At 70.7% G+C, this 14,245-nt stretch carries 11 protein-coding genes and 2 tRNA genes; 5 read left to right on the forward strand and 8 right to left on the reverse strand.

The window, feature by feature from the left end; translation table 11 throughout:
- Nucleotides 1–114: 114 nt before the first annotated feature.
- Nucleotides 115–648, reverse strand: a complete 534-nt coding sequence (locus tag AC6I72_RS15780) for a peptidylprolyl isomerase (RefSeq protein ID WP_498001461.1) — start codon at nt 646–648, stop codon at nt 115–117.
- Nucleotides 649–1,057: 409 nt separating this feature from the next.
- Between AC6I72_RS15780 and AC6I72_RS15785 the strand changes: the two genes are divergently transcribed.
- Nucleotides 1,058–1,765: a DUF5324 family protein gene (locus AC6I72_RS15785; RefSeq protein WP_498001463.1), complete on the forward strand. Its 708-nt coding sequence runs from the start codon at nt 1,058–1,060 to the stop codon at nt 1,763–1,765.
- A 95-nt stretch (nt 1,766–1,860) separates the two neighbouring features.
- Here AC6I72_RS15785 and AC6I72_RS15790 read toward each other — a convergent pair.
- A tRNA-Ala gene (locus tag AC6I72_RS15790) sits at nt 1,861–1,933 on the reverse strand.
- A gap of 183 nt (nt 1,934–2,116) precedes the next feature.
- On the opposite strand from AC6I72_RS15790, the gene AC6I72_RS15795 reads away from it, so the two are divergent.
- Both AC6I72_RS15795 and AC6I72_RS15800 read left to right on the forward strand, forming a co-directional pair.
- Nucleotides 2,117–2,665, forward strand: a complete 549-nt coding sequence (locus tag AC6I72_RS15795) for a helix-turn-helix domain-containing protein (RefSeq protein ID WP_037863877.1) — start codon at nt 2,117–2,119, stop codon at nt 2,663–2,665.
- Between the two features lie 77 nt (nt 2,666–2,742).
- A complete protein-coding gene (locus tag AC6I72_RS15800) occupies nt 2,743–4,269 on the forward strand; it encodes a serine/threonine-protein kinase (protein WP_498001465.1) in 1,527 nt (508 codons plus the stop codon).
- Here the strand turns inward: AC6I72_RS15800 and AC6I72_RS15805 are convergent.
- Nucleotides 4,233–5,675: a hypothetical protein gene (locus AC6I72_RS15805; RefSeq protein WP_498001467.1), complete on the reverse strand. Its 1,443-nt coding sequence runs from the start codon at nt 5,673–5,675 to the stop codon at nt 4,233–4,235. The genes AC6I72_RS15800 and AC6I72_RS15805 overlap by 37 nt on opposite strands.
- 424 nt (nt 5,676–6,099) lie before the next feature.
- Nucleotides 6,100–6,228, reverse strand: a complete 129-nt coding sequence (locus tag AC6I72_RS15810) for a DLW-39 family protein (RefSeq protein WP_003999697.1) — start codon at nt 6,226–6,228, stop codon at nt 6,100–6,102.
- 338 nt (nt 6,229–6,566) lie between these two features.
- Here AC6I72_RS15810 and AC6I72_RS15815 point away from each other — a divergent pair, with 338 nt between their 5' ends.
- Together AC6I72_RS15815 and AC6I72_RS15820 are read left to right on the forward strand one after the other, a co-directional pair.
- The gene (locus AC6I72_RS15815) at nt 6,567–6,929 is read left to right on the forward strand and encodes a DUF6344 domain-containing protein (RefSeq protein ID WP_498001469.1); all 363 of its coding nucleotides are present in this window, start codon (nt 6,567–6,569) and stop codon (nt 6,927–6,929) included.
- Nucleotides 6,930–7,237: 308 nt separating this feature from the next.
- Nucleotides 7,238–7,801, forward strand: a complete 564-nt coding sequence (locus AC6I72_RS15820; protein WP_498001471.1) for a DUF7144 family membrane protein — start codon at nt 7,238–7,240, stop codon at nt 7,799–7,801.
- 261 nt (nt 7,802–8,062) lie between these two features.
- Here the strand turns inward: AC6I72_RS15820 and AC6I72_RS15825 are convergent.
- The 4 genes from AC6I72_RS15825 to gyrB all read right to left on the reverse strand — a co-directional run bounded on the left by AC6I72_RS15825 (nt 8,063) and on the right by gyrB (nt 13,791).
- A tRNA-Ile gene (locus tag AC6I72_RS15825) sits at nt 8,063–8,139 on the reverse strand.
- Between the two features lie 168 nt (nt 8,140–8,307).
- Complete coding sequence (locus tag AC6I72_RS15830) at nt 8,308–9,075, reverse strand: DUF3566 domain-containing protein (RefSeq protein WP_498001473.1); 768 nt, start codon at nt 9,073–9,075, stop codon at nt 8,308–8,310.
- 18 nt (nt 9,076–9,093) lie between these two features.
- Complete coding sequence (gene gyrA / locus AC6I72_RS15835) at nt 9,094–11,688, reverse strand: DNA gyrase subunit A (protein ID WP_498001475.1); 2,595 nt, start codon at nt 11,686–11,688, stop codon at nt 9,094–9,096.
- A 42-nt stretch (nt 11,689–11,730) separates the two neighbouring features.
- Nucleotides 11,731–13,791, reverse strand: a complete 2,061-nt coding sequence (gene gyrB, locus AC6I72_RS15840; RefSeq protein ID WP_498004708.1) for a DNA topoisomerase (ATP-hydrolyzing) subunit B — start codon at nt 13,789–13,791, stop codon at nt 11,731–11,733.
- Nucleotides 13,792–14,245 lie beyond the last annotated feature (454 nt).

Here is a 14,245-nt window from a genome sequence, read left to right on the forward strand (position 1 = left end):
GGCCCGGTACGGCTCACCGTGGGCAGCACACCGCCCCGCTCATCCCTACGGACGAGCGGGGCGTTTGGTTCCCCGGGTGCGGGCCCGGGGCGGCTGGAGGGCGTGGCCCTCGGCTCAGCCCTGCCGGGTCTCGACGACGACCGACTCGATGACGACGTCCTCGACGGGACGGTCGTTGCGCGGGTTGGTCTTGGTGCCCGCGATGCCGTCCACGACCTTCTGGCTGGCCGCGTCCGTGACCTCGCCGAAGATGGTGTGCTTGCGGGTCAGCCACGCCGTCGGGGCGACGGTGATGAAGAACTGCGAGCCGTTGGTGCCCGGGCCCGCGTTGGCCATCGCGAGCAGGTAGGGCTTGTTGAAGGAGAGGTCCGGGTGGAACTCGTCCTCGAACTGGTAGCCGGGGCCACCGGTGCCGTTGCCCAGCGGGTCGCCGCCCTGGATCATGAAGCCGCTGATCACGCGGTGGAAGACCGTGCCGTCGTAGAGCTTCTCCGTGGTCTTCTGGCCGGTGGCGGGGTTCGTCCACTCGCGCTCGCCCGTGGCGAGTTCCACGAAGTTGCGGACCGTCTTCGGGGCGTGGTCCGGCAGGAGCCGCACCTGGATGTCGCCGTGGTTGGTCTTCAGGGTGGCGTAGAGCTGCTCAGCCACGATCTGCCTTCCGTTGTCCTCATGTGACCCCCCGATCCTCGCACGACGCGCCGCGTGCGTCGTGCGGCGCCCGCTTCCGGGCGGTGATCGGCGGGAATCGGTTGCGGAAAACGGGGTGAGTCGTCCCGGGACGGGAGCGCGGGGCGGCGATCCGTGGCATTGTCGTCGGGAAGCTTCTTTTGTCCCTATATCCACTCCTGCACACCCCTGCATTCCTTCATCCACCGTTGCAGGCAGTACGTGTACGTGTTCGTCTCCCGGCCTCGCTCGGCCGGAGGAGGAGCCCCGGTGCGAGGCGGCGCGCATGACCCGGATGCGCGTCGTCACATGCCTCGGGGCCCGTTGGCAGGCATGATCCGTAAAAGGGTGGAAAGTCGAATTACCGTACGCCACCGAGGAGGAGGAACCCGTGACCCGCATCGACAGCGTGCGCGCCGCGACCGGCTCGGCGAAGGACAGCGTGCTGCACGCCGCGGAAGTGGTGGCGCCCTACGCCGACACCGCCAAGGAGAGGGCCGCTCACTACGCGCACGAGGCACGCGTACGGCTTGCGCCGAAGGTGTCGCTCGCCGCCGACCAGGCCCGCGTCCAGTACGGCGCCTACGTCGCGCCCCGGCTCGAACAGGCCCGCACGCAGGCCATGACCTATGTGCCGCCGAAGATCGACCAGGCCGCCCAGGAGGCGGCCGAGCGGACCCGCAGGGCCGCACGGCAGGCCGCCGAGTACTCCAGGCCGCGGATCGAGCAGGCGATGGCCGCGGCGGCGCCGGTCGCCGACGAGGCCGCCGCGCGCGGCGCCGCCGCCCTGGTCGCGCTGCGCGGCCAGGTCCCGGCGCAGAAGATCCAGAAGCTGGCCCGCAGGCAGAACCGGCGGGCGCGGGCCGGCCGGGTCGCGAAGGTGCTGGTGGTCGCCGGGGTGCTGGCGGGTGGTGCCTTCGCGGCATGGAAGTGGTGGGACAAGCAGGCCAACCCGGACTGGCTGGTGGAGCCGCCGGCCGCCACCGAGGTCCCGGAGGCCGGCCGTCTGACCTCGGTCGACGGCAGCGGTCAGAGCGTCCTGGACCCGGAGGTCCAGGCGAAGGAGGCCGAGGAGCAGCCGGACGACGACAAGGGCTGATCCCGTCCCGGCTCCACACCTCGTACGCGTGGCACACGAAGAAGCTCCCCCTCGATCCGTACGTCCCGGATGGAGGGGGAGCTTCTTGGTGCGCGTGGAGCCTAGGGGAGTCGAACCCCTGACATCTGCCATGCAAAGACAGCGCTCTACCAACTGAGCTAAGGCCCCGAAAGAGGAGCATCCGCCCGGAGGAACCGCCCGCCGGTCGGGTGCCGCAGACCAGAGTACCGGGTCACCCCCCGGTTCTCGCAAAAAGATAGGGGTCCCCGTCACCGACCACTCTCCGTAAGATGCTCCGCGGGGTTCGCTACAGCGAACCGCGGTACTTGGGGAAGCGATGGGGAGACGCACATGGACGCCGCACAGCAGGAAGCCACCGCAAGAGCGCGGGAACTGCAGCGGAACTGGTACGGGGAGCCGTTGGGGGCGCTCTTCCGCAAGCTCATAGACGATCTGGGTCTCAACCAGGCGCGTCTGGCGGGGGTCCTGGGGCTGTCGGCACCGATGCTGTCGCAGCTGATGAGCGGCCAGCGGGCGAAGATCGGCAATCCGGCGGTGGTCCAGCGGGTGCAGTTGCTGCAGGATCTGGCGGGCCAGGTCGCCGACGGCAGCGTCAGCGCGGCCGAGGCGACCGAGCGCATGGACGAGATCAAGAGGTCGCAAGGGGGCTCGGTGCTCAGCAACACCACGCAGACGACGAGCGGTTCGGGGGCGCCGACCGTCAAGCGCGTGGTCCGCGAGATCCAGTCGCTGCTGCGTTCGGTCGCCGCCGCGGGCGACATCATCGAGGCCGCGGACAGCCTCGCCCCCAGCCATCCCGAACTGGCCGAGTTCCTCCGGGTCTACGGCGCCGGCCGCACCTCCGACGCCGTGGCGCACTACCAGTCGCACCAGAACTGACCCTGTCCGAAGGGGTCGTGGCGCGCGTCGCGGGGAAGCAACGGGGGTGACCCCCGGGGGAGGAGCGACGCACAGCCATGGGTGAGGTCTTCGCGGGCCGTTACGAGCTGGCCGATCCGATCGGACACGGTGGGGTCGGCGAGGTCTGGCGTGCCTGGGACCACCGCCGCCACCGGTATGTGGCAGCAAAGGTCCTCCGGCAGAGCGACGCGCACGCCCTGCTGCGTTTCGTACGGGAACAGGCGCTGCGCATCGACCATCCGCATGTGCTGGCCCCGGCCAGCTGGGCCGCCGACGACGACAAGGTCCTGTTCACCATGGACCTGGTGGCCGGCGGGTCGCTGGTCCATCTGGTCGGGGACTACGGGCCGCTGCCCGCGGCGTTCGTCTGCACCCTGCTGGACCAGTTGCTGGCGGGGCTCGCCGCGGTCCACGCCGAGCAGATCGTGCACCGGGACATCAAGCCCGCCAACATTTTGCTGGAGGCCACCGGGACCGGGCGTCCCCGGCTGCGGCTGTCGGACTTCGGCATCGCCATGCGGCTGGGCGAACCACGGCTCACCGAGACCGACCTGGTGGTGGGGACGCCCGGGTACCTGGCCCCCGAACAGATGATGGGTGCCGAGCCGGACTTCCCCGCCGATCTGTTCGCCACCGGTCTGGTCGCCCTCTATCTGCTGCAGGGCGCCAGACCGGACGCCCGGGCGCTGGTGGAGCACTTCGTGGAGCACGGGACGCCCGGCGCGCCCCAGGGTGTTCCCGAGCCGCTGTGGCAGGTCGTGGCCGGGCTGCTGCAACCTGACCCGCAGGCGCGCTTCCGCACGGCCACGGGGGCGCGCAAGGCACTGGCCGCGGCCGTCGAACTCCTCCCCGAGCCCGGCCCCGACGACGAGCCGATCGAGATCTTCGACCAACTGGGCCCGCTCCCGCCGGGTTTCGGCCCCGACGGCCCGGACGGCCTGGACCACCCGCACGGCCTCGGTCGGCCTCACCACGGCGAACGCCCGCATCCCCCCGGTGGCTCCCGGGCCACCGGCGGCCTCCTCGCGCGCACCCCGGGCGCGGCACCCGCCCCCGACCCCGCGCCCGGCCCGGCCTCTGGTCCCGGTTCCCCGTCCGGCTCCGGAACCGGATCCGCGGCCCCCGCGGCCGCTCGGACCCCGCAGGATGCCCGGCCGCCGGCCTCCGGACAGACCGGCCCCGCAGCGGCCTCGGACACCGGCAGCTTCCGCCTGCCGCCGCCCCGGCCCGCCGCCGCCAACAACAACGGGACGCCGCCGGTCCCGGTGGCCGGCACGCCGGCCGCCCCCGCCGGCCACGTCTCCCCCCGCGACCCCACGCATGTGCTGCCGCTCGCCCCCGGTCCGCACGCGCCCCGGCCCTCCGCCGGCCAGGTCGCTCCGGCGACGCGGCAACGCGCTGATGCCGCTACCGCTTCGTACACCGCTCAGCCCCCGCGGGTTCCCGTCCCGGCCCGGGCGATCTCCCGGCACCGTGCCGTACGCCCCCGCCGCCCCGGCCCGTCCCCGGCGGTGGCGGTTCCCCTGCTCCTCCTGGCGCTGGCCTGCTACGCCGTGGGCCTGTGGGCGCTGTTCCGGCTGTGAGAGCCGTCCGTCTGCGCACCGGCCGCCGCCCCGCGCCGGGCGGTCAGCGTCCACACCCCCAGGACGGCCAGGAGGGCGGTCCCCGTGCCGATGCCGCCCACCGCGAGCAGCCGCAGCCCCGTGGAGCCGTCCACCGCCCGGGCACCGCGGGCGCTCGCCGCGCCCCGGTCTCCTGCCGTGACCTCGAACAGGCCCTGCGGCTCGGACCGGCCCGCGTACCCCGGCCCCGCCCCCGCCGCGCCGCCGACCCGTACGCGCAGGGTCAGCCCGTAGGGTCCCTCGCCGAACGCCTGCGCGGTCTGTGCCGCGAGGTGCACGACCAGGTAGTAGGAGCCCGCGAACCGCATGGCCTTGGCCTGGTCGGCGAAACCGTAGCGGTTCGCGTAGGCGACGGGCGGCAGAGGCGCGAGGGCGGCGGACGCGGGCCGGCCGCTGTAACCGGCGTACGCCTCCTCCACGTACCCGCGCACCGGGTTGTAGAGGGAGAGGGTCAGCGCGCCGTCGGCGTAGCCGCTGCCGCCGTTCGCGGCCGCGAGGTCGGCGGTGGCGCCCAGGTGCTGCGCCCAGTCCACGGGGACCCGGTAGAACAGCGTCCCGCCGGGCCGGATACGGTCCTGCCAGACGCCCTGTCCGACCGGGGTGGCGTGTGCGAACCCGGTACCGCCCGGCCGGTCCACCGGCTCCCCGGTGACCGGCCGGGGGGAGGCCGAGTCCCAGGACGTGGGCGGCTTCGTCGCCGCGGCCCGTTCGAGGGGCGGCTCGGACACGACGGACAGTTCCAGGGGCCAGGTGTCCGGTGAGGAGCCGGTGGCGCTGGTGCGCTCGACGAGCACCTGGTAGGTGCCGGCGCCCTGGCACAGTGCATGGCCGGGGGAGGCCTCACGGACTCCCCACGCGGCGATGGGGTGCGGACTGTGGCTCGCGGCGAACCGGGTGGCCTGGTAGGAGCAGGGTTCGCCGTGGGCGTCGCGCACGGACACGCTGAGGCCGTCGGTGGCGGAGACCGTGGTGCCCGCGCCGGGGAGGGCCGTGGCGGAGACGTACGCGGTGGACGTGGCGTCGAGGTCGAGGCGGTAGGAGAGCCTGCCGTTGCGGGGCAGGGAGCCGCGGTGGGTGCGGCCGGGTTCGAGCCGTCCCGCGTCCGCGGCGGCCCCGGCTCCCGTCCCGGCCCCGGTTCCCAGGGCCGCCGGGGTACCGCCCGCGGAAGCGTAGGGATCCGGCGTGGCGGCGGCGAGCGCGTAGGGGCCGGGCGTGACGGCGCCCGGCGCGTACGCATCAGGCGTAGCGGCGGCGAGCGCGTACTCAGGCGTACCCGCGCCCGGCGCGTACGGACCGGGCGTGGCGGCGGCGAGTGCGCTCGGTGCCGTCAGGGCGGCCGGCAGCCACAGCGCGGCGGCCAAGGTCACCGGCACCGTCACGGCGGCCGGGCGCAGGCGTCCCCGGCCGGCCCTCCGTGGTCCGCTCGCGCCGACGTGTCGCCCCGTAGGCCACCGCCACCGCCACGGTCCGCGTCCCCGTCCGCCCTGGGGAACCTCACCGGGCGGGCGAGGCCGCGCGGGAATCCGCCCTCCGGCCGTGGGCCGTCTCATCCCCGCGCCACCCCCGTGTTCGCCGCCGCCGCTTCGGACGTCGGCCATCCTGCCCCGTGCGGCGTCGCGCCGTCCGCGCGTTCCGTACGAGCGTCCGGAACGTCCGGGTCGGGAAGCGGGCCCGTCCCACGGCTACCTCACGTGAGCCGGTCCCGCAACGCGGGGGAACCGGCGGGACCCGCACACACAAAACCCCGACCGCTGCGGCGGCCGGGGTCTGCTCAGTACTGGATGTCGGTGCTCATGAACCCGTGGGCACGGAGTCAGTCGCCTCCGTCCACAGATCCTGCTCGGCGCGATCCGCCTGGATCTGGCGGTACACGAGGAGCCCGCCGATGGCGGCCAGTGCGACCAGGAGAAGCTTCTTCACCGCGCGACCTCGTCTTTCCTTGACGTAGGGGACCTCTGCCGCCCGACTATACACACCGACCGATATCGATCGGTGACCTGCATGGGCCCTCAACTGTCAGGCACGGTAACGCAGTAGACACGCCCCGAACCGCTCCGGCCAGAGCGTGATCAGCTCCCCACGGACGGTGACATTTGCCCGTCCTCCTCCCCTCTGGGCAGCTTTTCGCCGCTCATGCGTCCATCCGAGTGGTGTTCATCCGAAGATCCCCGCGCCGCGGGCGTCGGTCCACCACTTCGCGGCGCTCATACACATGATGAGCAAAGTACGCAAATCGCCCAACCCGAAAGTGAGGGGACATGGACCAGCACAAGGTCATGAAGCTGTGGACCGCCATCGTCACCGCCTTCCTCGCGCTCTGCACGGCGCTCGGACTCGTCACCACGACCGCCTCGGCGGCCACGGCCGCGCCGCAGCCCGAGACGGCACCCAAGAGCACCACCGCGAGGGTGCCGGCCCAGACGACAGCCTCCTGGCCCAGGTTCAGGTCCCATGCCCGGTCCCTGCCCCCCACGATGAAACAGCGGATCCGCGCCGAGGCCCACGGGAAGTCCCCGAGCTGTCGGCACCGCTCGCCGGCCGACGCCCCCTCGCTCGCCACCGATCCCGACTGCGCCCCCGCCGAACCTCCGGCCCGCCCCAGCATCCCGCTGCAGCGCTGACAGCGCCGCCCCGGTGCCGCCGGGGCCCTCAGCACCACCCATGACGTAACGGCGAACCGCGTACTGCACCACCGAAACGCACCACCGCACCAGTCAGCGACAGCGCACCACCCCGCAGGACCCGAGTCCCCGGTCGGCCCGCCGACCGGGGCCCTCCCATGCCCGCCGACACCACGGCACCGGCCCCTGCGGCCTGCTGGACAGGAGAGGGACATCCTGACGGCTGAGAGGACGGCCGAAGCCCTGCCCGCCCTCCCCTGTCACCGCACACGAAAGACCCCCCGTGCGCTCGGACGAGCAACAGCGCCGTGATCACCGCGATCGTGCTTCTCCTTCCGGTCGCGGTGCCGAAGGATCGCAGTGATCCTGTCAGTGGAGCGTGGCCGGCGTCGCAGCGGCGTCGCGCGTCGGCGACCGTGTTGTACAGGAAGGTGGCGGCCATGGCAGCGATACCGAGCGAGACACGGCGGGGCCATGGAGGACCAGGCAGCGGTGAAGGACTCAGCGGCGCGTCCCTCTTCGCCGGCGCTGTGATGATGCTCAGCGGGCCCCTCAGCATCCTCATGGGGGCGTCCGGCATCGCACGGGACCGCTTGTTCGCCCCTTCCCGGTACGCCTACCGGTTCGACCTCACCGCTTGGGGCTGGATTCACATCGTGGTCGGACTGGCACTGGTCATTGCCGGCATGGGAGTCGTGACGAACCAGAGCTGGGGTCGCGGGGCCGGCGCAACGGTGGCAGCGATCAGCCTGATCACCCAGTTCATGTTCATTCCCTACTACCCGCTGTGGGCGATCCCCGTGATGACACTTGACCTCTTCATCATCTTTGCCCTGACAAGGTTCCACGCCGGAACCAACGGCGGCCGGTGAAACACCTCAGCCCACCACTCACTCCAGCTCCCACGTGCCCGCGGTCGGCGACGGCGCCCCTCCATCCCGGTGCCGGCCGATCCCCCGCCGGAGGCATCGTCTTTGACCGTATGACCATGGACGTCTGCACCCACGTGGTGGGCGACGACGAGCGGGAAGCGGTCGCACTCCTCGCGGAGCTTCTGGAAGACCCACTCATCGGCTGATGTCAGCCGTGAATGCCAAAGACCCCCAGCCGGTATCGACTGGGGGTCTTCGTGCTGGTGGGGCTAACAGGATTTGAACCTGTGGCCTCATCCTTATCAGGGATGCGCTCTAACCAACTGAGCTATAGCCCCGCCGCGCTCTGCGGTGTATGTCCCGCGCGCTGACTCCTGAAGATTAGCGCACGAGGGGGGCAGTCCCAAAATCGGTTGTCGCAGGGCCGCCGGCGGGGGTTCGGGACCGTCCGCGGCCCTGCGGAACCGGCGGGCGCCCCCGGAGCCGGGGGCGCGCCGCGAGGTGTCTCACTCGTCCTCGGCCAGCGTCAGCTCGATACCGCCGACGAAGCCCGCCGAGAGGTTGTAGATGAACGCCCCGAGGGTCGCCAGCGCCGTCGCCAGGACGACGTCGATGACCGCGATGATCGTCGCGAACATCAGGACGTGCGGCAGGGACAGGAAGGACTGCAGGTCGAAGCCGTTCGACTCGGTGGAGCCGGTCGCCTCGGAGATCGTCCCGCCGACCGTGGAGAAGACGCCCATCGCGTTCATGACCATCCACAGCACGGCGGACGCCACGACGGTGCAGATGCCCAGGGCGATGGAGAGCAGGAAGCTGACCTTCATGACCGACCACGGGTCGGCCTTGGCCACGCGCAGGCGTGCCTTGCGGGTGCGCGGCGTGGTCCGGGCGCCCGTGCGCGGCCGGCGCACCGTGCCGGACCGGTCGCCTGCCCCCGCGGACGCCGGGTAGGCCTGCGGCGGGTGGTACGGCCCCGTGTGCTGCTGCGGCTGCCGCTCGCCGGGCAGCGGGGAGCCCGCGGCGTGCTGCTGGGCCGCCGGGCCCGCCTGCCGCCCGGCCGCGGGCTGGCCCTGCGTCTGCGGGCCTCGGGTGTCCGTCACCGTTCCCCCCTGGGATCCGTGCGTGGGCGAGTGCGAGTCGGTCGCGGGCGACTTGATCGCGTTCAGGTTGGTGGTGTGCGAGTCCGTCGCACGCGCGGCGGAGCCACGGCCGCCGCCCGATTCCGTACCAGTGGAGGTACCGGACGATCCGGCGCCCGTGGCTCCGCTCACGATGACTCACTCCTCGTGCTACTCGGCCGAGGGCGCCTCACCCTCGTCCGTGCCGGCGGTCGCGACATCTTCGGCGGTCTCGTCCACGGCCACGTCGCCGTCGACTTCCTCCGCCTCGCGTCCCGCCTCGGCGTTACGTGCGATACCGACGACGGCATCGCGCTTGCCCAGGTTGATCAGTTGGACGCCCATGGTGTCACGGCCCGTCTCCCTGACCCCGCTGACTCGCGTGCGAATCACTCCGCCCGAGAGTGTGATCGCGAGGATCTCGTCGCTCTCCTCGACAACCAGCGCGCCCACGAGCGAACCGCGGTCCTCCACGATCTTGGCGGCCTTGATGCCGAGGCCGCCGCGGCCCTGGACGCGGTACTCGTCGACCCGGGTCCGCTTGGCGTACCCGCCGTCGGTGGCAGTGAACACGAACGTACCGGGTCGCACCACATTCATCGACAGCAGTTCGTCGCTCTCGCGGAAGCTCATGCCCTTCACGCCCGAGGTGGCGCGGCCCATGGGACGCAGGGTGTCGTCCGAGGCGGTGAACCTGATCGATTGCGCCTTCTTGCTGATCAGAAGGAGATCGTCGTCGGCCGAGACGAGTTCCGCGCCGATCAGTTCGTCGTCGCTGCCGTCCTCCCGCTCGCGCAGGTTGATGGCGATGACGCCGCCGGAGCGAGGCGAATCGTAATCCTTCAGAGGCGTCTTCTTGACCAGTCCGGCCTTGGTGGCGAGCACCAGGTACGGGGCCGCCTCGTAGTCGCGGATCGCGAGGATCTCGGCGATCGCCTCGTCCGGCTGGAAGGCCAGCAGGTTCGCCACGTGCTGGCCGCGCGCGTCCCGGCCGGCGTCCGGCAGCTCGTACGCCTTCGCCCGGTACACCCGGCCCTTGTTGGTGAAGAACAGCAGCCAGTGGTGCGTGGTGGAGACGAAGAAGTGGTCGACGATGTCGTCTTCCTTCAGTTTCGCGCCGCGCACGCCCTTGCCGCCGCGCTTCTGGGCGCGGTAGTCGTCGGTCTTGGTCCGCTTGATGTAGCCGCCGCGGGTGACCGTGACGACGATGTCCTCCTCGGCGATCAGGTCCTCGATGGACATGTCGCCCTCGTAGGGGATCAGCTTGGTCTTGCGGTCGTCGCCGTACTTCTCGACGATCGCGGCCAGCTCCTCGCTGACGATGCCGCGCTGACGGACCGGGGAGGCCAGGATCTCGTTGTACTCGTTGATCTTCGCCTGCAGCTCGTCGTGCTCCTGGACGATCTTCTGGCGCTCCAGGGCGGCCAGCCGGCGCAGCTGCATCTCCAGGATGGCGTTGGCCTGGATCTCGTCGATCTCCAGGAGGCCCATCAGGCCGCCGCGGGCGATCTCGACGGTGTCACTGCGCCGGATGAGCGCGATGACCTCGTCGATCGCGTCCAGGGCCTTCAGCAGACCACGCAGGATGTGGGCGCGCTCCTCGGCCTTGCGCAGCCGGAAACGGGTCCGGCGGACGATGACCTCGATCTGGTGCGTCACCCAGTGGCGGATGAACGCGTCCAGCGACAGGGTGCGCGGCACGCCGTCGACCAGCGCCAGCATGTTGGCGCCGAAGTTGGTCTGCAGGTCGGTGTGCTTGTAGAGGTTGTTCAGGACGACCTTGGCGACCGCGTCCCGCTTGAGCACGATGACCAGCCGCTGGCCCGTGCGCGAGGACGTCTCGTCGCGGACGTCGGCGATGCCGCCGATCTTGCCGTCCTTGACCAGGTCGGCGATCTTCTGCGCGAGGTTGTCCGGGTTGACCTGGTACGGCAGCTCGGTGACCACCAGGCACTGGCGGTTCTGGATCTCCTCGACCTCGACGACCGCGCGCATGGTGATGGAGCCGCGGCCGGTGCGGTACGCCTCCTCGATGCCCTTGCGGCCCACGACCAGCGCACCGGTCGGGAAGTCCGGGCCCTTGATGCGCTCGATGAGCGCGTCGAGCAGCTCCTCGTGCGAGGCCTCGGGGTTCTCCAGGTACCACTGGGCGCCGGCGGCGACCTCGCGCAGGTTGTGCGGCGGGATGTTGGTCGCCATGCCGACCGCGATACCGGCCGAGCCGTTGATCAGCAGGTTCGGGAAGCGGGCGGGCAGGACGGTCGGCTCCTGGGAGCGGCCGTCGTAGTTGTCCGTGAAGTCGACGGTCTCCTCGTCGATGTCGCGGACCATCTCCATCGACAGCGGCGCCAGCTTGCACTCGGTGTAGCGCATCGCCGCCGCCGGGTCGTTGCCCGGGGAGCCGAAGTTGCCGTTGGAGTCCACCAGCGGCATCCGCATCGACCAGGGCTGCGCCAGGCGGACCAGCGCGTCGTAGATCGAGGAGTCGCCGTGCGGGTGGTAGTTGCCCATGACGTCGCCGACGACGCGGGCGCACTTGTAGAAGCCGCGCTCGGGGCGGTAGCCGCCGTCGTACATGGCGTACAGGACACGGCGGTGGACGGGCTTGAGGCCGTCCCGGACGTCGGGCAGCGCACGCGAGACGATGACGGACATCGCGTAGTCGAGGTAGGAGCGCTGCATCTCCGTCTCGAGCCCGACGGGCTCGACACGCATCGCGACGTCGCCGCCCTCTTCAGGGGTGACGGGGGTGTTCTCGTCGGCCATTGCTGGTGGGGATCCTTCCTGGTGCGGTCAGCTGAGACCGACTCAGATGTCGAGGAAGCGGACGTCCTTGGCGTTGCGCTGGATGAACTGCCGGCGGGCCTCGACGTCCTCGCCCATCAGGACCGAGAACAGGTCGTCGGCCTGGGCGGCGTCGTCGAGGGTCACCTGGCCCAGCACGCGGTGCTCCTGGTCCATGGTGGTCACGCGCAGCTCCTCGGCGTTCATCTCGCCGAGGCCCTTGAAGCGCTGGATCGAGTCCTCGCGCACGCGCTTGCCGCGCTGGCGGCCCATCTCCAGGAGCGCGTCGCGCTCGCGGTCGGAGTACGCGTACTCGATGTCCTCCCGGCCCCACTTGATCTTGTAGAGCGGGGGGCGGGAGAGGTACACGTGCCCGGCCTCGACCAGCGGCCGCATGAAGCGGAACAGGAAGGTGAGCAGCAGGGTGCTGATGTGCTGGCCGTCGACGTCGGCGTCCGCCATCAGGATGATCTTGTGATAGCGGAGCTTCTCGATGTCGAAGTCCTCGTGCACACCCGTGCCGAACGCGGAGATCAGCGCCTGGATCTCCTGGTTCTGCAGGATCTTGTCGATCCGCGCCTTCTCGACGTTGAGGATCTTGCCGCGGATCGGCAGGATCGCCTGGTACTCCGGGTTGCGGCCGGACTTGGCCGAGCCGCCGGCGGAGTCACCCTCGACGATGAAGATCTCGCACTTGGTGGGGTCGTTCGACTGGCAGTCGGAGAGCTTGCCCGGCAGGGACGCGGACTCCAGCAGCCCCTTGCGGCGGGTGAGGTCGCGGGCCTTGCGGGCCGCCACGCGGGCGGTGGCCGCCTGGATGCCCTTGCGGATGATGTCCGCCGCCTCGACCGGGTTGCGGTCCAGCCAGTCGTTCAGGTGTTCGTAGACGGCCCGCTGGACGAAGGTCTTCGCCTCGGTGTTGCCCAGCTTGGTCTTGGTCTGGCCCTCGAACTGCGGCTCGCTCAGCTTGACCGAGATGATCGCGGTCAGACCCTCGCGGATGTCGTCGCCCGTGAGGTTGTCGTCCTTGTCGCGCAGCAGCTTCTTGTCCCGCGCGTACTTGTTGATCAGGCTGGTCAGGGCCGCACGGAAGCCCTCCTCGTGCGTACCGCCCTCATGCGTGTGGATGATGTTCGCGAAGGAGTACACGCCCTCGCTGTAGCCGCCGTTCCACTGCATGGCGACCTCGAGGGACAGGCTCTTGTCCTTGTCCTCCGCCTCCAGGTCGATGATCGTGGGGTGCACCACCTCTCCCTTGCGGGAGTTGAGGTACTTCACGAAGTCGACGATGCCGCCCTCGTAGTGGTAGGCGACGGACTTGACCTCGTCCTTCTGGTCGGCGCCCGCCTCGTCCGCACCGCTGGTGGCCTTCGCCGACTCGCGCTCGTCGGTCAGCCGGATCGTCAGGCCCTTGTTGAGGAACGCCATCTCCTGGAAGCGCCGCGAGAGCGTCTCGAAGGAGTACTCGGTGGTCTCGAAGATGTCCGGGTCGGCCCAGAAGGTGACGGACGTACCCGTCTCCTCGGTCGCCTCGTGCCGGGCCAGCGGCGCCGTCGGAACACCCAGCTTGTAGTCCTGCGTCCAGCGGTACCCGTCGGTCCTGATCTCGACGGAGACCTTCGAGGACAGGGCGTTCACCACGGAGACGCCCACGCCGTGCAGACCGCCGGAGACCGCGTAGCCGCCGCCGCCGAACTTGCCGCCCGCGTGCAGCACGGTGAGGACGACCTCGACGGCCGGCTTGCCCTCGGAGGCGACGATGCCCACCGGGATGCCACGGCCGTTGTCGACGACGCGGACGCCGCCGTCGGACAGGATCGTCACGTCGATGGTGTCCGCGTGCCCTGCCAGCGCCTCGTCGACGGAGTTGTCGACGACCTCGTACACAAGGTGGTGCAGACCGCGCTCGCCGGTGGAGCCGATGTACATACCGGGTCGCTTGCGGACCGCGTCCAGACCCTCGAGGACGGTGATGGCGCTGGCGTCGTACGAGGCCGTGGCCTCACCGTTCGCAGAGGCCACCGGCGCCACGGCGCCGGCTTCGGTGGACGGGATGTTCTCGTTGGGGTTGCCGGAATCGGCCACGAAGCGCCCTTTCTGGCACAGCACGAGCCGGGCTCCTGGGGTTTCCCCCCTCCCGGGGGGAGGGTCGCCGGAGCGGCTGCGGCATGTTGCGTTGGTAAGCCCTGATCAGCGTTGCTCAGCTATTTCCCGGACGGTCCCCACGTTCGGGGCGGGATCGGCTTCCAGTCTACCGGTAGCGCCGACAGTGATGGGGGTTTGCGGGTACCTGAGTCCGCATGTGGCGCCCTGAACCGGTCTTGGCCGGGTCCCGATATGTGGATGGGGGCTCCAAGAGGCTCACAGCGGCACTCAGCGCTTTGAGGCGTCAACCCTTCGCTACTCCAGGGTCAGGTCGGGATTCGCAAGCGCGTGCGGTCGCGGGGCGGGACCGTTCAGCGGGTCCGCGCACACCCTCCGAGACCACCCCGTGTGATCTCTGTCACCCACCACGGGAAGGGCCCCCACCGCCCTGCAG

It is taken from the genome of Streptomyces sp. Xyl84, assembly GCF_059731885.1.

Coding starts and splice junctions, on each gene's coding strand:
- AC6I72_RS15800 (WP_498001465.1), top strand. CDS start 2,743: ATGGGTGAGGTCTTCGCGGGCCGTTACGAGCTGGCCGATCCGATCGGA.
- gyrA (WP_498001475.1), bottom strand. CDS start 11,688: ATGGCCGACGAGAACACCCCCGTCACCCCTGAAGAGGGCGGCGACGTC.
- AC6I72_RS15815 (WP_498001469.1), top strand. CDS start 6,567: ATGGACCAGCACAAGGTCATGAAGCTGTGGACCGCCATCGTCACCGCC.
- AC6I72_RS15795 (WP_037863877.1), top strand. CDS start 2,117: ATGGACGCCGCACAGCAGGAAGCCACCGCAAGAGCGCGGGAACTGCAG.